18 protein-coding genes are annotated in these 19,525 nt (G+C 75.7%); 8 read left to right on the top strand and 10 right to left on the bottom strand.

Annotation, left to right across the window (positions count from 1 at the left end; genetic code table 11):
- Positions 1 to 72: 72 nt before the first annotated feature.
- A complete protein-coding gene (locus ACLIBK_RS12055) occupies positions 73 to 1,260 on the top strand; it encodes a hypothetical protein (RefSeq protein ID WP_415387500.1) in 1,188 nt (395 codons plus the stop codon).
- 266 nt (positions 1,261 to 1,526) lie between these two features.
- Here ACLIBK_RS12055 and cysG read toward each other — a convergent pair whose 3' ends face one another.
- From cysG to ACLIBK_RS12075, 4 genes are all read right to left on the bottom strand, one after another.
- On the bottom strand, positions 1,527 to 2,849 hold the full coding sequence (gene cysG, locus ACLIBK_RS12060; protein ID WP_415387501.1) for a siroheme synthase CysG: 1,323 nt from the start codon (positions 2,847 to 2,849) through the stop codon (positions 1,527 to 1,529).
- Positions 2,850 to 3,338: 489 nt separating this feature from the next.
- The gene (locus ACLIBK_RS12065; protein ID WP_415387502.1) at positions 3,339 to 3,659 is read right to left on the bottom strand and encodes an AzlD family protein; all 321 of its coding nucleotides are present in this window, start codon (positions 3,657 to 3,659) and stop codon (positions 3,339 to 3,341) included.
- On the bottom strand, positions 3,656 to 4,342 hold the full coding sequence (locus ACLIBK_RS12070; RefSeq protein ID WP_415387503.1) for an AzlC family ABC transporter permease: 687 nt from the start codon (positions 4,340 to 4,342) through the stop codon (positions 3,656 to 3,658). Before ACLIBK_RS12070 ends, ACLIBK_RS12065 begins: the two co-directional genes overlap by 4 nt.
- A 46-nt stretch (positions 4,343 to 4,388) precedes the next feature.
- Positions 4,389 to 5,042: a RecX family transcriptional regulator gene (locus ACLIBK_RS12075; protein WP_415387504.1), complete on the bottom strand. Its 654-nt coding sequence runs from the start codon at positions 5,040 to 5,042 to the stop codon at positions 4,389 to 4,391.
- Between the two features lie 174 nt (positions 5,043 to 5,216).
- Here ACLIBK_RS12075 and ACLIBK_RS12080 point away from each other — a divergent pair, with 174 nt between their 5' ends.
- From ACLIBK_RS12080 to argF, 4 genes are all read left to right on the top strand, one after another.
- Entirely contained in the window at positions 5,217 to 6,122 is a 906-nt protein-coding gene (locus tag ACLIBK_RS12080) for a PRC-barrel domain-containing protein (protein ID WP_415387505.1), read from the top strand.
- A 206-nt stretch (positions 6,123 to 6,328) separates the two neighbouring features.
- Positions 6,329 to 6,679 carry a hypothetical protein gene (locus ACLIBK_RS12085; RefSeq protein WP_415387506.1) on the top strand — a complete coding sequence of 117 codons (351 nt, stop codon included), beginning with the start codon at positions 6,329 to 6,331 and terminating at the stop codon, positions 6,677 to 6,679.
- A 209-nt stretch (positions 6,680 to 6,888) separates the two neighbouring features.
- Entirely contained in the window at positions 6,889 to 8,091 is a 1,203-nt protein-coding gene (locus ACLIBK_RS12090; protein ID WP_415387563.1) for an aspartate aminotransferase family protein, read from the top strand.
- Positions 8,088 to 9,047, top strand: coding sequence for an ornithine carbamoyltransferase (gene argF / locus ACLIBK_RS12095; RefSeq protein WP_415387507.1), 960 nt, complete (start codon positions 8,088 to 8,090; stop codon positions 9,045 to 9,047). Before ACLIBK_RS12090 ends, argF begins: the two co-directional genes overlap by 4 nt.
- Positions 9,048 to 9,366: 319 nt before the next feature.
- Here argF and ACLIBK_RS12100 read toward each other — a convergent pair whose 3' ends face one another.
- Positions 9,367 to 9,945 (bottom strand): NADH-quinone oxidoreductase subunit B family protein, encoded by a 579-nt coding sequence (locus ACLIBK_RS12100; protein WP_415387508.1) that lies wholly within the window; start codon positions 9,943 to 9,945, stop codon positions 9,367 to 9,369.
- A gap of 267 nt (positions 9,946 to 10,212) precedes the next feature.
- Here ACLIBK_RS12100 and ACLIBK_RS12105 point away from each other — a divergent pair, with 267 nt between their 5' ends.
- Complete coding sequence (locus tag ACLIBK_RS12105; protein ID WP_415387509.1) at positions 10,213 to 10,599, top strand: DOPA 4,5-dioxygenase family protein; 387 nt, start codon at positions 10,213 to 10,215, stop codon at positions 10,597 to 10,599.
- A gap of 190 nt (positions 10,600 to 10,789) precedes the next feature.
- Here the strand turns inward: ACLIBK_RS12105 and ACLIBK_RS12110 are convergent, their stop codons facing one another.
- The 5 genes from ACLIBK_RS12110 to ACLIBK_RS12130 all read right to left on the bottom strand — a co-directional run bounded on the left by ACLIBK_RS12110 (position 10,790) and on the right by ACLIBK_RS12130 (position 17,655).
- Complete coding sequence (locus ACLIBK_RS12110; protein WP_415387510.1) at positions 10,790 to 12,307, bottom strand: hydrogenase expression protein HypE; 1,518 nt, start codon at positions 12,305 to 12,307, stop codon at positions 10,790 to 10,792.
- 265 nt (positions 12,308 to 12,572) lie between these two features.
- Entirely contained in the window at positions 12,573 to 13,973 is a 1,401-nt protein-coding gene (locus tag ACLIBK_RS12115) for a proton-conducting transporter membrane subunit (protein ID WP_415387511.1), read from the bottom strand.
- Positions 13,973 to 14,617, bottom strand: a complete 645-nt coding sequence (locus ACLIBK_RS12120) for a hypothetical protein (protein WP_415387512.1) — start codon at positions 14,615 to 14,617, stop codon at positions 13,973 to 13,975. The genes ACLIBK_RS12115 and ACLIBK_RS12120 overlap by 1 nt, the downstream gene beginning before the upstream one ends.
- A gap of 1 nt (position 14,618) precedes the next feature.
- Positions 14,619 to 15,566, bottom strand: a complete 948-nt coding sequence (locus ACLIBK_RS12125; RefSeq protein ID WP_415387513.1) for a formate hydrogenlyase — start codon at positions 15,564 to 15,566, stop codon at positions 14,619 to 14,621.
- A 70-nt stretch (positions 15,567 to 15,636) separates the two neighbouring features.
- Complete coding sequence (locus ACLIBK_RS12130) at positions 15,637 to 17,655, bottom strand: proton-conducting transporter membrane subunit (RefSeq protein WP_415387514.1); 2,019 nt, start codon at positions 17,653 to 17,655, stop codon at positions 15,637 to 15,639.
- 145 nt (positions 17,656 to 17,800) lie between these two features.
- On the opposite strand from ACLIBK_RS12130, the gene ACLIBK_RS12135 reads away from it, so the two are divergent.
- Entirely contained in the window at positions 17,801 to 18,943 is a 1,143-nt protein-coding gene (locus tag ACLIBK_RS12135; protein WP_415387515.1) for a TRAP transporter substrate-binding protein, read from the top strand.
- A 28-nt stretch (positions 18,944 to 18,971) separates the two neighbouring features.
- The gene (locus ACLIBK_RS12140; RefSeq protein ID WP_415387516.1) at positions 18,972 to 19,520 is read left to right on the top strand and encodes a TRAP transporter small permease subunit; all 549 of its coding nucleotides are present in this window, start codon (positions 18,972 to 18,974) and stop codon (positions 19,518 to 19,520) included.
- The last annotated feature ends 5 nt before the right edge of the window (positions 19,521 to 19,525 follow it).

Raw genomic sequence — 19,525 nt, forward strand, 5'->3', positions numbered from 1 at the left:
CCGGGGCGCGCCACGCCGGGCCGCGGCACCCACGACCCAATCCCCACCACCGCCCTGCCGACCGGAGCACCGATGGCCCCGCACGCCGAACCCGCCTCCCCCGCCGCCGGCCCCGGGAGCGACGGCACCTCCGACCTGTTCCGCTCCTTCTTTATCGGCGGCTTCGAGTGTTCCACCCAGCGCCGCCGCGACGGCCGCCGGCTCGACCTGCTCGCGGGCACCCGGCACGACGTGCTGGTGGCGCAGGACTACCGCCAGCTGGCGGAACACGGCATCCGCAGCGCCCGTGACGGCATCCGCTGGCACCTGGTGGAAACGCGGCCCGGCCATTACGACTGGAGCTCCGTGCTGCCCGCGCTGCGCGCCGCGCGCGACACCGGCACGCAGGTGGCCTGGGACCTGTGCCACTACGGCTGGCCGGACGCGGTGGACGTCTTCTCCCCCGCCTTCGTGGAGCATTTCGCCCGCTTCGCCGGCGCCTTTGCCCGCCTGCACCGCGACGAGATGGGCTTCGCCCCGACCGTGTGCCCGGTGAACGAGATCTCCTTCTTCGCCTGGGCCGGCGGCGACGTCGCGCTGATGAACCCCGGCCAGACGCACCGCGCGAACGAGCTGAAGCTGCAGCTCGTGCGCGCCGCCATCGCCGGTGCGCGGGCGGTGCGCGACGCGGCGCCCGGCGCCTGCATCCTGGCGATCGACCCCATCACCAACATCGTGCCCCGCCCCGACCAGGACCCGGCCGACGCCGCCGCCCACAACGAGAACCAGTTCCAGGCCTGGGACATGCTGTGCGGGCTGCAGCACCCCGAACTCGGCGGCGGCGCCGACAGCTTCGACGTGCTGGGGGTGAACTACTACTGGAACAACCAGTGGCTGCATGGCGGCCACCGCGAGGCGGTGCTGCCCTCCGATCCCCGCCACCGCCCGCTGCGCGACCTGCTGGCCGGCGCCTATGCGCGCTACCGCAAGCCCATCTTCATGGCCGAAACCAGTATCGAGGGCGACGAGCGCGCCCCCTGGCTGCGCTACATCGGCGAGGAGGTGCGCGCCGCCATGCGGGCGGGCGTGCCGATGGACGGCATCTGCCTCTACCCCGTGCTGTCGCATCTCGGCTGGGACGACGACCGCTACTGCCCCAACGGGCTGTTCGAACTGCAGCCCGAAGGCGACCGCCGCCCCGTGCACGCCCCCCTGGCGGCGGAACTGCGCGAGCAGCAGCGGCTCTTCGCGGAACTGCGGCGGTCGCGGGCGGCGTCCTGACCTGGGGAAAGGTCGGGGGAGTGAACTCCCCCGGTGTCCCCTCCTTTTTTCGGGAGTTTTTCGGGTGCGCCGGCGGCCAGGGAAGCGCTCCTGAACTCCCGAAAATAGAAGGGGACACCGGGGGGATGCCTCCCCCCGGCTCGCTGTTTTCCCCACATCAGAACGGCCGCTTCGCAGCGCGTGGGGCGGTCGGTCCTGGGTTGGCTGGCCTGGGCCAGAGGGGCGGCCCGCCACGGAGGCAGTGCCCGGCCTGCGACGGCGGTGGTTCAGGCGGCGGTGGCCAGGTCCGGGGCGGCGGTGCGGCGGGCCACGGCCTCGCCCACCAGCAGCAGGGCGGGGCCGCCGCGGGTCCAGCCCGGGGCCTGCGCCGCCACCTCCGCCAGCGTGCCGGCTAGGACGCGCTGGTCGGGGCGGGCGCCGTTCTCGATCAGCGCGGCCGGGGTGGTGGCGGGCAGGCCGGCGTCCAGCAGCCCGTCGCGCACGCGGGCCAGGGTATGCACGCCCATGTACACCGCCAGCGTGTGGCCGGGCCGCGCGAGGGCGGCGAAGTCCAGCCCGACCTCGCCGTTGCGGGTATGGCCGGTGGCCAGCACCAGGGCGCGGGCGCAGTCGCGATGGGTCAGCGGGATGCCGGCGGCCGCGGCGCAGGCCAGGGCGGCGGTGATGCCGGGTACCACGGCGTGCGCCACCCCGGCGGCGGCCAGGGCTTCCGCCTCCTCGCCGCCGCGGCCGAACACGAAGGGATCGCCGCCCTTGAGGCGCACCACGCGCTTGCCCTCGCGCGCCAGCTGCACCAGCAGGTCGTTGATGCCCTCCTGCGGCACGCAGTGGTTGGCGCGCTGCTTGCCCACGAAGATGCGCCGGGCATCCCGCCGCGCGAGGTCCAGCACCGCCTCCGGCACCAGCCGGTCGTGCACGATCACGTCCGCCTCGCCCAGGATGCGCAGGGCGCGCAGCGTCAGCAGGTCCGGCGCCCCCGGCCCGGCGCCCACCAGGTGCACGAAGCCGGGTGGGGTGGCTTCCGCCTCGGCCAGGGCGCGGTGCAGCGCCGCCTCGGCCTCCGCCTCCCGCCCGGACAGGGCAAGGTCGGCCACCGGCCCGCTCAGCACCCGTTCCAGGAAGCGGCGGCGGGCACCGGTCTCGGGCAGGGCGCGGCGCACGGCGTCCTTGCAGCGCCCGGCCAGGGCGGCCAGCGAGGCGAGGCCCGGCGGCAGCACCGCCTCGATCTTCTGCCGGATCAGCCGCGCCAGCACCGGGGCGGCGCCCGACGTGGAAATGCCCACCGTCACGGGGTCACGGTCCACGATGGCCGGCACGATAAAGGAGCACAGCTCCGGCCGGTCCACCACGTTCACCGGCAATCCGCGCCCCCGCGCCGCCTCGGCCAGGGCGCGCAGCTCTTCCTCCGGCGCGCCGGCGGCAAAGGCGGCGGCGCAGCCTTCCAGCAGTTCGGGCGCGAAGCGGGCGGCCTCGCGCAGCTCGGCGCCGGCGGCGCGCACCAGCGCGGCCTTGGCCTCCAGCGCCTCGCCCTGCCCCAGCAGCAGGACGGTGCGGCCGCGCAGGTCGAGAAAGGCGGGAAAGTGGCGCATTGGGGGCTTTCGGCAGCAGGGGCCCGCGGGCTGCGGCCTCGGGCAGGAAAGGCGTGGGCGGGCGGGCCGGGGCAACACGGCGTCACCGTCGCCGTCACCCCGTCGTGGCGCGATATGGGGGTCCCGCGCGGGCGGTGACAGCCCGGGCGAGCCGCGATGGCCGCGCCCCGGCCGGGATCATGCGCTTGGCGGCAGGCGATAGCGCTGCCTGGCCCCGGGAGGGAGAAGGAATTCTCCCTCCCGGACCCTCCCTCATCTTTTTTCGGGGTGCTGCCGCGACACGGGGTGGAAACCGCCGCCGCGCTGCGGCCAGGGAAAGCCCGCGCTGTCAGCGCTTCCTGGCGTCGCCACCGCCGGAGGGCATGGCCCTCCGGCGCACCCGAGGTGTCAGCCCCGCCCGCGAAAACGAAAAAAGATGAGAGGGAGGGTTCGGGAGGGGGAGAATTCCTTCTCCCCCGCCCGAAGGGCCAGCCCACCGCGCCGGTCGCCTCACAGCCCCGCCAGCCGCGCCAGCGCGATCGCCACCACCCCTGCCGGGATCGACAGCGCCAGCTGCCGCGTGCGCCATTGCACCAGCATGGTCGCCACCGTGGCCACCAGCCCGGCCAGGCCCTGCGCCAGCACCGAGGGCGCCACATAGGCCACGAACAACGGCCCCGGCAGCTCGCGCAGCAGGGTTTCCACGGCCGGCGGCAGGCGCATCAGGCGCCGGATCACGTAGCCCCCGGCCCGGCAGGCAAAGGTCACGGCCGCCGCCACCAGGATGGCCGACAGCACGTCCGGGCGCACCGCCCAGTCCTCGGGACTCATCGCGCCCGCCAGGCGCCCAGCGCCGCGCCACTCAGCGCCCCCAGCAGCAGCGGCACCGGCGGCGGCCAGCCCGCCGCATTGGCCCCGATCGCCACCACGGCGGCCAGCGCCCAGGGCAGCAGGTCGCGCCGGCGGTCGCGCCACATCGGCACCAGCAGCGCCACGAAGGCCGACACGGCGGCAAAGAACAGCGGGTTCCCCGCACCCAGCCGCACCGCCGAGCCCAGCAGGTGCCCCCCGGCCGAGATCACCACCCAGCCGGCCCAGGACACCAGCCCGACCCCCAGCAGGAAGCCGACATCCAGCCGGCCGGCCCGCTCCTCGGGCACGGAAAAGGCGAAGACGTGGTCGGTCATGGTGGCCAGGGTCAGCCAGACCCGCCAGCCCCGGACATGCCGGAACCAGGGTGCCAGCGCGGCGCCCATGGGCAGCAGCCGCAGGTTCACCACCAGCGCCGCCAGCCCCACCGCCAGCAGCGGCACCGGGTCGGCCCACAGTTCCAGCGCCAGCAACTGCGACGCGCCGGCGAAGACCAGCGCGCTCATCAGCACCGTCTCGGCCAGCGTCAAACCCTTGCCGCCCGACACCACGCCCACCACCAGCGCGAAGGGCAGCAGCCCGATCAGCAGCGGCAGCGCCACCTTCACCCCGCGCCGCAGCCCGGCGCGGGTGAAGCCGCTCACGGGCGGCCGCGGGGCCGCGGGCGGCACGGAACCGGGGGAAACCATCTCAGTCCCGCCGCGCCGCGATCAGCCGCGCCTCGGCCGCCTCGGGGTCCAGCTCCAGCGCCCGTTCCGCCACGTCGCGCGGAAACCCCGCCCGCGCCAGGGCGCCCAGCGCCTTGAGCCGCGCCGCGTCGTCGGGCGGGTTCACCGCGAAGGGCCCCTGCCGACGGCGGCGCAGATGCGCCAGGGCCGCGGCCACCTCGTCCGTCTCCGCCGCCTCCAGCGTGTCCGCGGCGGTGGCGGGCGCCACGCCCTTGGCCGCCAGATGCGCCGCCACCGCCCGCCGCGACCGCCCCGCGCGCGACAGCCGCCGCGCCCGGCTGGCCGCGAAGGCGGCATCGTCCACCGCGCCGGCCGACACCATCGCCCGCGCCACCGTCACCGCTTCCGCGCGTGCCGCGGCCACGGCGGCGGCCACTGCCTCGCCGGGCTGGCCTTCCGCCGACGCGCGCTGCGCCCAGCGGGCGATGCGCCGGCCCAGCACCCGCACCAGGTTGGCCTCCGTGCTGCTGAACTTCGCCAGGTGGTTCAGCGCCGCTTCCCGCAGGCTCGCGCCCCCCGGCGGCGGCCCCGCGGGAATGTCGCGCCGCGCCCGCGCCGGGTCGCGCCGCCCTTTCCCGGGCCGCCGTGCCGCCCCGTCCGCCTCGCCATCCGCCATGGCGGCCATCCTGCCACGGCGGCGGCGACGGCGCATCCCGACCGCGCCGCCCTTCCCCCCCCGCGCCGCCGGTTGCACGCCGCCCCGTGACCGCCTCCGCGGCAACCGGGCCGCGGTGGGCGACGTTGCCATCCTGTCATTTTCAAACAACGCCACACGGGAGTTCCCGCCGCCATGACGTCGCGCCACGGCCTGCTGACCATGACCGCCATCGCCGCCCTGCTGACCACGCCGGTGCTGGCGCAGACCAGTCCCGCGCCGCGCGACGGCACGGCCGGAAACCCGCCCTCCACCGCCACGCAGCGCGCCGCCGACGCGGTGACCGGCAACCAGACCCCGGCCGACGGCACCCCCGGCAACCCGCCCGGCACGGCGGTGGGCCGCGCGGTGGATCGCGCGCTGGGCACCAACATGTCCGGCGCCAACCCGCAGAACAGCGACGGCACCGCCAACAACCCGCCCGGCACCGCCGTGGGCCGCGCCGTCAGCGGCGCCACCTCCACCAGCGGCACCTCCACCAACGGCGCGCCCGCCAGCGGCACCGCCCCCGGCAACGCGGGCTCGGGCAGCACGGGCACCTCGGGCACCAGCACCGTGAACCCGCCCTCCCCGCCCGCTTCCACGGCGGCGCCGCGCGCCCCCACCACCGGTTCCGTGTCGCAGCCCTCCACCCTCGGTACCTCGCCCTCCCTGCGGGAAGGCACCGGCGGCACCACGGGCAGCGGCACCGGCAGCGCCACGGGCGGCGCCGCGGCGGGCACCGCCCCCAATGCCCGGCCGATGAGCGGCACCGCCAGCCCCGATGCCGACCGCGCCAGCAAGATCATCGGCGCCAGCGTCTACAACGACCGCAATGAATCGGTGGGCTCGGTGGACGACCTGCTGTTCCGCCGTGGCCAGCCGCCGCTGGCGGTGGTGTCGGTGGGCGGCTTCCTGGGCATCGGCGCCAAGCTGGTCACCGTGCCCTTCGAGGAAATGCGATGGAACGAAGGCGAGAGCCGCTGGCAGGTGATGGGCGTCACCCGCGAAAGCCTGACCTCGCTGCCGGCCTTCTCCTACGGCGACGCCCGCCGCGGCTGATCCCGCCCGGCACCCGCCGGACGGCACGGAACGGCCCGGTGCATCACGCGATGCACCGGGCCGTTTCCACCTGCAGCCGCCGGCGCGTGTAACCTTTCGCGACGCTTCACGTTCAGGTTTTCACCTCCGTGCGAATGGGGGATGCAACACTCTCGAGGAGTTCCATAAGAATGCTCAGTCGCTCGCTGCTCCGTGGCACGTTCGCGATGGCTGCCCTGGTTGGCCTCGCCGCCTGCGGTGGCCCCAGCGAAGGCCAGCGCGGCAACCCCCCCGGCACCGAGGCGACCCGTGCCCTGGACCGCGCCGCCGGCACCAACACCTCCGGCGCCTATCCCGCGCAGTCCGACGGCCGTCCCGGCAACCCGCCCGGCACCGAGGCGACCCGCGCCCTGGACCGCGCCGCCGGCACCAACACCTCCGGCGCCTATCCCAGCCAGTCCGACGGCACCGCCAACAACCCGCCCGGCACTGCCGTGAGCCGCGAGCTGGGCACCACGGACCGCAACACGACGCAGCGCCGCACGCCGCGCCGCGCCACCAACAGCTCCACGCGGTAACGGGCAGACGGCACGCGGGGAACCGGCGCGCCCTCACCGGCGCACCGGTTCCCCGCGGCAGGGTCGCGGCGGGCGCGGAGCAGCAATGCCCCTGCCCGCCGCTCTGCGTTTTTGACCCCGCGAATCCTTTGCGTCATGGTCCCACGCTTCCCCTTCGGCGCTGCGATGGGCGTGGCGCGGAGGGGAGCCGCCCGATGGAGGGCTCCTGCGTGATCCCCGCCCTGATGCCGACCTACAACCGTGCCGACCTCGCTTTCGAGCGGGGCGAAGGCGCCTGGCTGTGGACGGATGACGGGCGACGATTCCTCGACTTCGGCGCCGGCATCGCCACCACCTCCATCGGCCACGCCCACCCGCATCTGGTCTCCGCCATCGCGGAACAGGCGGGCAAGGTGATGCACACCTCCAACCTGTACCGGGTGCCGCAGGCCGAGCGGCTGGCGCAGCGCCTGGCCGACAGTTCCTTCGCCGACAGCGTCTTCTTCTGCAACTCGGGCGCCGAGGCCAACGAGGGCATGATCAAGGCGGTGCGCAAGCACTACGCCGAGACCGGCCGCCCCGATCGCTTCCGCATCATCTGCTTCGAGGGCGCCTTTCACGGCCGCACCCTGGCCACGCTGTCGGCCACGGGGAACGCCAAGTACCTCGCGGGCTTCGGCCCCGTGGTGGAAGGCTTCGACCACGTCCCCTTCGGCAACATGAACGCCGTGCGCGACGCCATCGGCCCGAACACCGCCGCCATCATGATCGAGCCGATCCAGGGCGAGGGCGGCGTCCGCCCGGCGGATCTGCGCTTCCTGCAGGAGCTGCGCCGCACCTGCGACGAGTTCGGCCTGCTGCTCGCCCTCGACGAGGTGCAGACCGGCATGGGCCGCACCGGCAAGCTCTGGGCGCACCAATGGGCCGGCATCGAGCCGGACGTCATGTCCTCCGCCAAGGGCATCGGCGGCGGCTTCCCGCTGGGCGCCATCCTGGCCAAGGAGGCCGTGGCCGAGCATCTCAAGCCCGGCACGCACGGCACCACCTATGGCGGCAACCCGCTGGCCTGCGCCGCCGGCAACGCCGTGCTGGACGTGATCCTGGCGCCCGGCTTCCTGGACCGCGTGGACGGCGTGGCGCGCTATCTCTGGCGCGGCCTCCACGACCTCGCCGCCCGCCACCCGGCCGTGATCGCGGGCGTGCAGGGCGCCGGCCTGCTGCTGGGGCTGCGGCTGCGCGACGGCGTGGTCAACACGGAGATGCAGTCCGCCGCCGCCGCGGAAGGGCTGCTGACGGTGGCCGCCGGCATGAACGTGCTGCGCGTGGCGCCGCCGCTGATCGTCACCGAGGCCGAGTGCGACGAGGCGATCGCCCTGCTCGACCGCGCCGCGCGCCGCGTGACCCCCTCGGATGCGAGGGTCGCGGCCAAGTGAGCGCCGCGCTGAAGCCCGTGCACGGGGGGGCATCGCCGCCGCCCCGGCACTTCCTGGAACTGATGGACCACGACGGCCCCACGCTGCGCCGCATGCTGGACCTCGCGGTTCGGGCCAAGCGCGGCGAGATCACGCAGCGCCCGCTGGCCGGCAAGACCGTGGCCCTGATCTTCGAGAAGCCCTCCACCCGCACCCGCGTTTCCTTCGAGGTCGGCGTCCGCCAGCTCGGCGGCGAGGTGGTGGTGCTGAGCGGCGCGGACAGCCAGCTCGGCCGCGGCGAAAGCCCGGCCGACACGGCGCGCGTGCTGAGCCGCTACGTGGACGCCATCATGCTGCGCACCAGCAGCGTGGCCAAGCTGCGCGAGCTGGCCGCCCACGCCACCGTGCCCGTCATCAACGGCCTCACCGAAGTCTCGCACCCCTGCCAGCTGATGGCCGACGTGCTGACCTTCGAGGAACACCGTGGCCCGATCGCCGGCCAGGTCGTGGCCTGGACCGGCGACGGCAACAACGTCGCCCAGTCCTTTATCCAGGCCGCCGCGCGCTTCCGCTTCACCCTGCGCATCGCCACCCCCGCGGAACTGGCCCCCCCGGCCGAAGTGCTGGACTGGGCCCGCGCCGAGGGTGCCACGGTGGAACTGTTCCGCGACCCGGCCGAGGCGGTGCGCGGCGCCCGTTGCGTCGTCACCGACACCTGGGTCAGCATGTCCGACGAGACGCCGGACGCCGCCACGACCAACCGCCACAATCTCCTCGCCCCCTTCCAGCTCAACGCCGCGCTGCTGCGCCACGCCGCGCCCGACGCGGTGGTGATGCACTGCCTGCCCGCCCATCGCGGCGAGGAAATCACCGACGAGGTGATGGACGGGCCGCAGTCGGTGGTGTTCGACGAGGCGGAGAACCGGCTGCACGCGCAGAAAGGTGTGCTGCTCTGGGCGCTGGCCGAGCGCGGGTGACACCCTTTCCGGGAGGGAGAAGGAATTCTCCCTCCCGGACCCTCCCTCATCTTTTTTCGTTTCTCGGTGCCGCAACGGCACCGGCATGCCATCACGCCCGCGGCAGCCTCCCGGAAAAAGATGAGGGGGAGGGTTCGGGAGGGGGAGAATTCCTTCTCCCCCTCCCGAAAACACCGGCGCATGGCAGAAAACGCGAAAAATGACACATCCGTCGCCGCGCTTGACTGCCAACCTTCTGTTATCTTAGGATTGTTTTCCGAAAGACGCCCGGAAATGGCCATCCGCGGTAAGGAAGTAAGGGCGTAAGAAAGTAAGGCGATCAGCCCCGTCCGTCGGGCGCCCCGGCCTTCGTGCTGTCGGCCCGCGAATGCGCGTCCAGCAGTGCCAGCAGCCCTTCCAGCAGTTGCACCGGGCTGGGCGGACAGCCCGGGATCACCAGGTCCACCGGCAGCACGGCGCCCACCCCGCCCTCCACCGCGGCGGAGGTGCGGAAGCAGCCGCCATCGGCGGCGCAATCGCCGGCCGCCACCACCCAGCCCGATCCGGGCCTGCCGCCATGCCCGGGCATGCAGGCATGGGCGCGGCGCAGCGCCTCGGCCATGTTGCGCGTCACCGGCCCGGTCACTAGCAGCAGGTCGGCATGGCGCGGGCTGGACACGAAACGCAGCCCGAAGCGCTCCAGGTCGTAGGCGATGCCGGACAGCGCCGCGATCTCCAGCTCGCAACCGTTGCAGGAACCGGCGTCGATCTCGCGGATCGCCAGCGAGCGGCCGAGCCGCAGGCGGGCGCTCTCGGCCAGCCGCACCGCCAAGGCGGCGGCGGCATCGGCCGGCACCTCCGGCGCGGGATTGGGCAGCGGGCGCGACAGCAGCGCCTGCGCGAGCCGGGTCCATAGCATGGGCTAGCGCACCCCCCGCGATAGGCAGGCCGGCGCCCTGCCGGCCCGCGGATTCCGCCCGCACGCGCCGCCCTGCGCGACCCGGCCGCGGGCACCGCCCTGCGGCACTAGGAGGCCGACGCCGCCGCGCAGGCCACACCCGCAGGCGCCACCCTGCACGACACTGCCGTGCACGACCCCGTTGCGCGCCGTCCCACGGCGCGCGAGGGGTAGGGTCCTGATCATCCCGCAGGCCCGGCGCCGGGCCGAGGCACAGGAGCGTCCCGCATGACCTCGCCCACCAGCCCCGCCGCCCCGGCCCCGCGCGACCCGGCCGGCATCACGGAATACCACGCCCACATCTACTACGACCCCGCCGCCACCCGCCCCCAGGCCGAGGCGATCCGCGCCGAGCTGGCGGAGCGCTTCCCCGATGCCCGGCTGGGCCGCTGGCACGATACGCTGGTCGGCCCGCACACGCGCTCCATGTTCCAGGTCGCCTTCGCGGCGGCGCAGCTGCCGGCGATCCTGCCCTGGCTGCTGCTGAACCGGCGCGGCCTGGCGGTGCTGCTGCATCCCGAAACCGGCAACGCTTACGCCGACCACGCGCACCACGCTGCCTGGCTGGGCGAGGTGCTGCCGCTGCGGCTGGACGCGCTGCCGGGCGAGCGGTGACGCCGGGGCCGGCTGACGGGGAAGGGAAGGCCGGGGGAGTGAACTCCCCCGGACCCCCTCCTTTTTTTCGGGAGTAAAAGCGGCCCCGGCGGCCACCGGCGCGCCCGAAGACTCCCGAAAATAGAAGGGGGTCCGGGGGATACTTCCCCCCGGCCTGCTGCCTTCCTCACCTCCTGAAGCCTCACCCGCATCACAGGTCCACCCCGCTGCAGGACGGGTTGATCGAGGCGGCGCAGAGCGCGAAGTCGGCCACGCTGCCGCCGGCCATCGCGGCTTCCAGCAGCGGCCAGTGCAGCCAGCTCGGGTCGCGCGGAAAGGCGGCACGGAGCAGGCCGGTCTCGTCCAGCGCGATCCAGTGCAGCACCTCGCCGCGGAAGGATTCCACGATGCCCACGCCCTCCCCCGCCCGGCCGCGCGGCGGCGAGGGCAGCGGCACGGCGACCTCGCCCGGCGGCAGCGCGTCCAGCAGTTCCGGCAGCAGGCGCAGGCTCTCGCGCAACTCGGCGATGCGCACCCGCAGCCGCGCCGCCGCGTCGCCCGCCGTCAGCACGGGCACCGACACCTCGCCGTAGGGCGCCAGCGGCAGCACGGCCCGCGCGTCCATGCCCCGGCCCGAGGCGCGGCCCACCACCCCGCCCGCCGCGAAGCGCGCCGCCAGTTCCGGCGACACCACGCCGGTGCCCCCCAGGCGGTCCGCCAGCCCGGCATGGCCCTCGAACACCGCCACCAGCCCGGGCAGCGCCGCCGCCACCGCGGCCACCGCCTGCCGGATCGCCGCGTCCCCCGCCACGTCCAGGTCGGCCGCCACGCCGCCGGGGATCACGCGCTCCATCATCAGCCGGTGGCCGAAGGCCTCGGCGCAGGCGCGCAGCAGCATCTCCCGCAGCAGGCCGCAGCGCCCTTCCAGCCACGGGAAGCCCGCGGCGGCGCAAGTGTTGCCCCAGTCGCGGAGGTGGTTGGCCACCCGCTCCAGCTCGGCCATGACGGCACGCAGCACCGTGGCGCGCGGCGGTGGCACCGCGTCGGTGGCGGCTTCCGCCGCCAGGGCGAAGGCCCAGCCATGCGCCACCGTGCTGTCGCCCGACAGCCGCGCCGCGAAGCGCGCCGCCGTGCGCGGCGTCTTGCCCAGCATCAGCCCGATCGTGCCCTTGTGGGCGTAGCCCAGCCGCGCTTCCAGCCGCAGCACCGTCTCCCCCCGCACGTGGAAGCGCAGGTGCGCCGGTTCCGCCACGCCGTCGCGCACGGGGCCGAGCGACACCTGGTGCACGCCCTCCCCCGCCACGGGCAGGAATTCCGGTTGTGGCGGCGGGGCGGAACGGCGCACCGGCCCGGCCGAGAGCGGCGCGTCGAACACCCAGCGCCCGTGGTCCAGCCAGGGCCGCCCGTCCGTGCCGCCCTCGGCCACCAGTCCCCACAGGTCGCGCGCCGCCCGCTCCATCAGCGATGCCCCCGGCCGCGCCGGCGACAGCGCGGCGTAGCGCCCGTCCCGCGCCGGGGCGGAACACAGGATCACCCCGCCCACGGCCTCGTCCAGGAAGGCCGCGTGCACCGTGCCGGGCTCGCCCCACAGCCCCAGCAGCGCCAGCGTTGGCTCGGCCAGCAGCGCGCCGGGCAGCAGGGCCCAGCTCTCGGGCGGCAGGCGGAAACGCTCGTAGGGCAGCGCGCCCTGCAGCTGGCCGGCGCGGATCAGGGCAGTGGCGGGGGTCATCGCTCGTGGCCCGCAGGGAGGGCTCTGCCCCCCTGCACCCCCCGCCAAGAAACTGAGTTTCCTGGACCTTCCGTTCGTAAAAGTGTGACGCTGGTGGACAGGGGTGTCCCTTCGCAGGCGTAGCCGCCGCGAAGGGACACCCCTGTCCACCAGCGCCAACTCACGGCGGGGTCCGGGGACGGACGAGGTCCCCGGCACGGGCGAAGGCGAAGCCTTTGCCCAGGGGGCGGGGGGCAGCGCCCCCCGCGGGCCACCCGCGACACACTCATCGCAGCACCGCCGCCGCCTCGGCCAGCAGGGGCGGCGCGGCGAGGCCGAGCAGCACGGCCAGGGCGAGGTGGAGCCAGAGCGGGCCCAGCACCGCCCAGTCGGCCCGGAAGGCAGGCTCGGCGGCGGGCGGGGCGGCGTGCAGCGCCTGCATGGCGGCCGCCAGGGCCGCGCCCACCGCGAGCAGGCCCAGCAGCAGGAAGGGCAGCCACCAGCCGGACACCCGGGCCGCGGCGAGGCCCAGGCCGAGCTCGGCGAAGAAGGGCGCGAAGGGCGGCAGGCCGGCGAGGCCCGCCAGGGCCAGCCCCAGGCCCCAGCCCAGCGCCGGCTGCGCGGCCACCAGCCCGGCCAGCCCGGAATCGCCGCGCAGCGTCGCGGCCCGCCCCAGCGCGAACAGCGCCGCGCCCCGCAGCAGCGCCTGGCCGGCCAGCTGCACCAGCCCGGCCGCCGGCGCCCCCAGGCCGAAGCCCAGCGCCGCGAGCCCAATCTGCGCGTTGCCGGCCCAGCCCAGCAGGTGCCGGGCGTCGCCGCCGCGCGGCAGCGCCGCCGCCAGCAGCAGCGCCGCGAGCCCGAAGGCCGCCAGCCAGGGCCCGGGCGGCAGGGCCGCCGCGGCGGCCGCGGGCACCGCCGCGGCGCGCAGCACGGCGTGCAGCGCCGCCACCGGCAGCAGCCCCGCCAGCAGCGGCGCCAGGGACGCGGGCGCGGCGGCCTGGGCCGCGGGCAGCCAGCCCGGCAAGGGCACCAGCCCGGCCATCGTGCCGTAGCCCAGCAGCAGGAACACCCAGCCCAGGTTCAGCAGGCCGGCATCTGCCCCCGGCGCCGCGGCGCGCAGGGCGGCCCAGGACAGCGGAACCGCCGCCTCGGGCGGGACGGCCAGGATCAGCAGCACCGTGCCGAACAGCGCCAGCGCCAGCCCCGCGCCGCAGAGCACCGCCATCCGACGCGCCGCGCGGAGGGCTGCCGGGTCGCCGGACAGCGCCACCGCCCCGGCCGCGGCCAGCACCGCCGCCGCCAGCGCCAGCCAGCACAGGCCGGGATGGTCGGCCAGCAGGGCGAGGTGATGGGTGCCGAGCAGCAGCTGGAACAGCACGGGCTGCCCCCGCGCGGCCGCGGGCAGAACCGGCGGCGGCTGCGCGGTGGCGAACAGCGCCGCCGTCAGCCCGAGCAGGCTGCCCGGCAGCAGCAGCCACAGCGCCAGCGCATCGGCGCGCAGGAGGCCCAGCGCCCCCGACCCGCGCGGGGCGGCCAGCAGGCCGAGGCAGAGCAGCAGCCCTAGGGCGGCCGCGGCGAGGTTGCCCCAGCCCGCCTCGCGCGGCCGCGGCACGGAAAGCAGGGCGGCGGCCGCGGCGAAGGGCAGCAGCACCAGGGCCCAGGCCAGCACGGCGGCGAGGGAGGGCATCAGTGCGGCGTGCTCCCCGGCGGGTCGGGCGCCCCGTCCCGCAGGTGCCGCAGCAGGCCGCCCCGCAGCGCGACCAGGAGCGCGGAGCCCGGCAGCACCACGGCCAGGGCCACGGGCAGCGGCAGGCCGGGCACCGCCAGCGCCGCCAGCACCAGCCCGTGCCCCAGGCTCAGCAGCCCCGCCACCTGCATGGCCGCGCCGCGCCGCAGGATCGTCACCAGCATCCCCAGCAGCAGCATCGCCAGCGCCACGGAGAGTTCCTCGCGCACGGGAAAGGCGGCGGGGCTGCCGCGGGTCGCCGGCAACAGCAGCAGCGCCGCCACCGCCACGGTGGCGACGCCCGCCACCGGCCCCGCCACCGGCGCGCCGCCGCGTTCCGGCGGGGCGGGCCACCCGGCCAGCAGGCCGCGCGCCCCCCAGAGCAGCCCGGCCCCGAGCAGCAGCACGCCGGCCGTGGCCAGCAGCTCGGCCGAGCCCTGCCCGCCGCCGCGCCACCCCGCCACGGCGGCCAGCAGCACGCCCTGCGCGGCCAGGGTAGCGATCGCCGTGCCGCCCCGCGCCACGCGCAGCAGCGCCAGGGAGCAGAGCAGCAACCCGCCCACCAGCAGCGGCACGAGGCCGGGAAGGAGGTCCGCGCCGGCCATCTCAGCCGATCGCCGTGCCGACCGAGAGCAGCACCGCCCCCAGCAGCGCCAGCAGCAGCGCGCCGCCCAGAAAGGCCGGCACCCGCCGCGGGGCCGGCGCCGCCAGCAGCGTCCGCGCCGTGGCGAGGGCCAGGCAGAGCAGCGCCAGCTTGCCCGCCCAGCCCAGCAGCCCCACCGCCCAGGCGAGCGGCCCGGCTCCGGCGGGCGCGGTGCCGAAGGGCAGGAACAGGGTGATCAGCAGGTCGAGCCAGACCAGCAGCAGCAGCCCTTCCTGGAACTCCCACACCGCGAGGTGGCGGCCCGAAGCTTCCGCCAGCAGCGCCCGCCGCCCCGACCCTTCCCCGGCCGCGAAGGCGGGCAGCTGGTCCGTGGCGGCGAGGCCCAGCGCGGCCAGCGCCCCGGCGGCCAGCAGCAGCGGCAAGGGCCGCCCCTCCGTGCCTTCCGCGAGGCTGGCGGCCAGCAGGTCCAGGTTGGTGCCGCCGCCCAGCACCGCCAGCACCAGGGTCGCCACCAGCAGGGCGGGCGCCCCGAAGGCGGCGGCCGGCAGAGCGCGACCGACGGCCAGGCCGCCGGTGGCGGTGCCGCTGTCCAGGGCCGCCAGCAGCAGGGCGGCGCGGGCCAGCGCCAGCAGCCCGAACAGCAGGGGCAGGTCGGCCAGCGGCGCCAGCAGCATGCCGCGCGCGAAGGAGGGCACCAGGACGGCCGCCGCCAGGGTGGCCCCGGCCGCGAGATAGGGCGCGACGCGAAACAGCGGCGAAGCGTGTTCCGGCAGCAGCGGCGGCAGGGCGAGGTGCTTCAGCAGGTCGCGCCAGGGCTGCCAGGGCGCGGCGCCGCGCCGCCCTTCCAGCCGCGCCGCCAGCCAGGCCGGCAGGCCCAGCACCACCGGCGCCGCCAGCAGCACCAGCAGCAGGTGCAGCGCCTGGGTGGCGAGGCCGGACAGCGCCGTCATGCTGCCCCCCGGCGCGCGGCGTCGCCGCCGGCCGGGCGCGGCCGGCCAGGGGCTGCGGGCGGCACAGGCCTCACGGCCGCGGCCCCAGCCAGGTGGCCAGCACCAGCGCGGCCAGCAGCATCCCCAGCAGCAGCGCCAGCCCCCGCCGGGCGGAGCCCTCGCCCAGCCCGCCGCGCCAGCGCCCGCCCAGGGCGAGCAGCAGCGCCCGCGCCGGTTCGCGCAGCGTGTCCGGCGCGGGAACCGCTCGTTCCGGCCGCCCGTGCGCTTCGGCCGCCGCGACGGCCGCGGCGGGGCGCGCCCGCTGCGGCGGCCAGTCCAGGGTCAGGCCGGCGGCGCCGGGCTGCGTCGCCGGGTCGCCGAAGGGCAGGTGCGGCGGCGGTGCCATGAAGCCGCCCTCCCAGGCCGGGCCGCGCGCCGCCGGCGGGGCGCCGCCGCGGGCGCGAGTGACCCAGACCAGCGCCCCCGTCGCGGCCGCGAGCAGCAGGGGCACCGCCAGCGGCAGCAGGCGGCCGCCCTCGCCGCCGGCCTGCACCAGCAGGGGCCCCGCGACCTCCGCCGCCGCCGTGCCGGTCAGCCGGCCCAGGGCCGGTCCCGCCAGCAGCAGCAGCGGGCCGGGCAGCAGCCCCAGCCCCAGGGACAGCGCGGCCAGCCCCGCCAGCACCGGGCGGGCCGGGCCGGCAGCATCGGCCGCGCCCGCCGTGCGGGGGTGGCGGGGCCGGCCCAGGAAAGCCAGGCCGAGCAGCCGCAGCATCGCCACCGCGGTCAGGGACGCCGCCAGGGCCACGGCCGCCAGCACGCCCGCGACCACCAGCTGCAGCGCCACGTCGCCGGCGCGCCACGCCGCCAGGGTCGCCTGCAGCAGCAGCCAGCCCGAGGCGAAGCCGGCCGAGGGCGGCAGGAAGCAGGCCGCCGCCGCCCCGGCCGCCGTGCAGGCGGCCACGGCGGGCATGCCGGCCACCAGCCCGCCCAGCCGGTCCAGCGCCCGGGAACCGGCCGCGGCGGCGACCTCGGCGGTGCAGAGGAACAGCAAGGCCAGGAACAGGGCGGCGTGCAGGGCGTGCAGCAGCGCCGCCCCGGCTGCCAGCGCCGCCAGCGGCCCCAGGTCGGCGGCGCGGAACACCGCGGCCAACCCGAAGCCCAGCACCACCAGCCCGGCCTGCACCGCCGCGGTGCCGGCCACCAGCCCGTCCAGTTCAACCGCCGCCTGCGCCCGCTGCGCCCCGAGCAGCGCGACGGCGGCCCCCAGCACCGACAGGCACAGCCCCCACCAGGCCGGCTGGGCGGGGCCGGCGAGGTCGAGCAGCAGTCGCGCCACCACGTAGGCGCCCAGCGCCGCCGTGCCGCCTGCCAGCAGCGCCGCCACGTGCCCGGGCGCCGTGCCGGCCGCGCCGCGCCGGGCCCGCAGCAGCCCGGCCGGCGCCCCGGCCCCCAGCAGCACGAGGCCGAGCACCGCCGCGGCCCGCCAGCCTTCCGGCGGGGCGGCGCGCAGGGCGGCGAAGCGCATCGAGGCCGCACCCGGCGGACCGGCGCCGAGCAGCGCCAGGGCGGCCAGCAGGCAGGCGCCGCCGAGCAGCGCCGCCAGCAGCGCGGGACGGGCGGGCGCGGCGTCGCCGGGACGCGTCGCCTCGCCGTCGGGGGCCAGCATCGCCCAGGCGGCCAGGGCGGCCCCCTGCAACCCCAGCAGCAGGGTGAGGCCGTCGGCACCGGCCAGGCACAGCACGGCGCCGCCGAGAAACAGCGGCAGTGGCACGCGCTGCGACGGCGCCGCGCCCCGCCCATCCGGCAGGGCCCAGGCGCAGGTGGCCGCCGCCAGCAGGCCGAGGATCAGCAGGAACCAGCCCGACAGCCCATCGAGCCCCAGCGTCACGCCGGGATGGTCCGGCCCCAGGGCGGGCAGGAACCATTCCACCACGGCCGCGTCGGGCGCCACCAGCGCCAGCAGGCCCAGCCCGGCGCAGCACAGCCCCGCCAGGGCGGAGCCGCCCAGCACGGCGGTGTCGGCGGCGGGCCCGCGCAGAACCGCCCCGGCCAGGGCGAGCACGAGCAGCGACGCCAGCAGGACGAGGAGGAAGAACAGCACGGCCGCCACGATAGCAGGCGCGCCGGGGGGAGCCAGGGGGTGCGGCCGGCCGCACCCCCTGGCATACGCAAGCTGCTTCTCAAGGGGCTGTCCTCACCGTATTGAGAGCAATAAAGGGCCGCAATCGCGCCCGCTGGAGGAGTCCTCGAACACCATGGATCGCCGCAGCCTGCTCACCGGGGCCACCCCGGCCGTTCTGGCCACCGCCCTGGCCGCACCGCTGGCCACCACCCTGGCCACCCCGGCCCTGGCGCAATCGGCGCCCGAGATCCGCTGGCGCTGCGCCAGCTCCTTCCCGAAGTCGCTCGACACCATCTACGGCGCCGGCGAGCACGTGGCCAAGCGCGTGGCTGCCCTGACCGACAACCGCTTCCAGATCCGCATGTTCGCCGCCGGCGAGCTGGTGCCCGGCCTGGCGGTGGCCGACGCGGTGCAGAGCGGCACGGTGGAATGCGCCCACACCGCCTCCTACTACTTCGTGGGCAAGGACCCGACCTTCGCCTTCGACGGCACCGTCCCCTTCGGCGCCAACTTCCGGCAGATCAACGCCTGGCTGCAGGGCGGCGGCGGGCGCGAGGTGCTGCGCGAGTTCTTCGACGGCTTCGGCATCGTGTCCATCCCCGCCGGCAACACCGGCGCCCAGATGGGCGGCTGGTTCCGCAAGGAGATCCGCACCGTCGCCGACCTCAACGGTTTGAAGTTCCGCATCGGCGGCTTCGCCGGCAATGTCCTGCAGAAGCTGGGCGTGGTGGCGCAGCAGATCGCCGGCGGCGACATCTACCCGGCGCTGGAGCGCGGCACCATCGATGCCGCCGAGTGGATCGGCCCCTACGACGACGAGAAGCTCGGCTTCAACCGGGTGGCGCCCTACTACTACTACTACCCCGGTTTCTGGGAAGGCGCGCTGAACCTGTCGCTCTATATCAGCAAGGCGAAGTACGACGAGCTGCCGCCGCTGTACAAGGACGTGCTGGAAAGCGCCTGCCGCGACGCCACGATCGAGACCATCGCCAAGTACGACGTGCAGAACCCGCTGGCGCTGCGCCGGCTGTTTGCCTCGGGCACGCAGCTGCGCGCCTTCCCGCGCGAGGTGATGCAGGCCGCCTACAAGGCCTCCTTCGAGCTGTACGAGGAGACGGCGGCGTCCAATCCCCGCTTCAAGAAGGTCTACGAGCACTTCAAGGCCTTCCGCGACACCCAGCTGCAATGGTTCCGGGTGGCGGAGAATTCCTACGACAGTTTCGTCTACCTGATGCAGGCGCAGGAGCAGCAACAGGCTGCCCAGCCGCGCCGCTGAACGCCCCGCCGGGGTTTCCAAGGACATCATGAAGCCACTGCTCATCTTCAGCCGCACCGTGGACAGCATCAGCGCGCAGTTCGGCAAGCTCGCCGATTGGATGACGCTGCTGGCCGTGCTGATCAGCGCCGGCAACGCCTTCATACGCTACGGGCTGTCCTATTCCTCCAATGCTTGGCTGGAGGTGCAGTGGTACCTGTTCGGCGCCATCGTGATGCTGGGCGCCAGCTACACGCTCCAGCGCAACGAGCACGTGCGGGTGGACATCGTTTACGGCAACGTGTCCGACCGCACGCGGCTGTGGATCGACGTGTTCGGGCTGATCGTGTTCCTGCTGCCGGCCATGGCGCTGCTGAGCTGGATGACCTGGCCCTTCTTCACCGACAGCTGGATCCGCGGCGAGGGCAGCCAGAATGCCGGCGGGCTGCTGCGCTGGCCGGTCAAGATCCTGCTGCCGCTGGGCTTCCTGCTGGTGACGCTGCAGGGGCTGAGCGAGCTGGTGAAGCGCATCGCCCTGCTGGTGGGCGAACAGCCGCCCAGCGAGGCCGTGACCACCTACGAACGTCCCCTGCAGTAGGATCT

Origin of the sequence: Roseomonas sp. BN140053, from assembly GCF_047690175.1 — a bacterium.
Classification (GTDB): domain Bacteria; phylum Pseudomonadota; class Alphaproteobacteria; order Acetobacterales; family Acetobacteraceae; genus Roseomonas.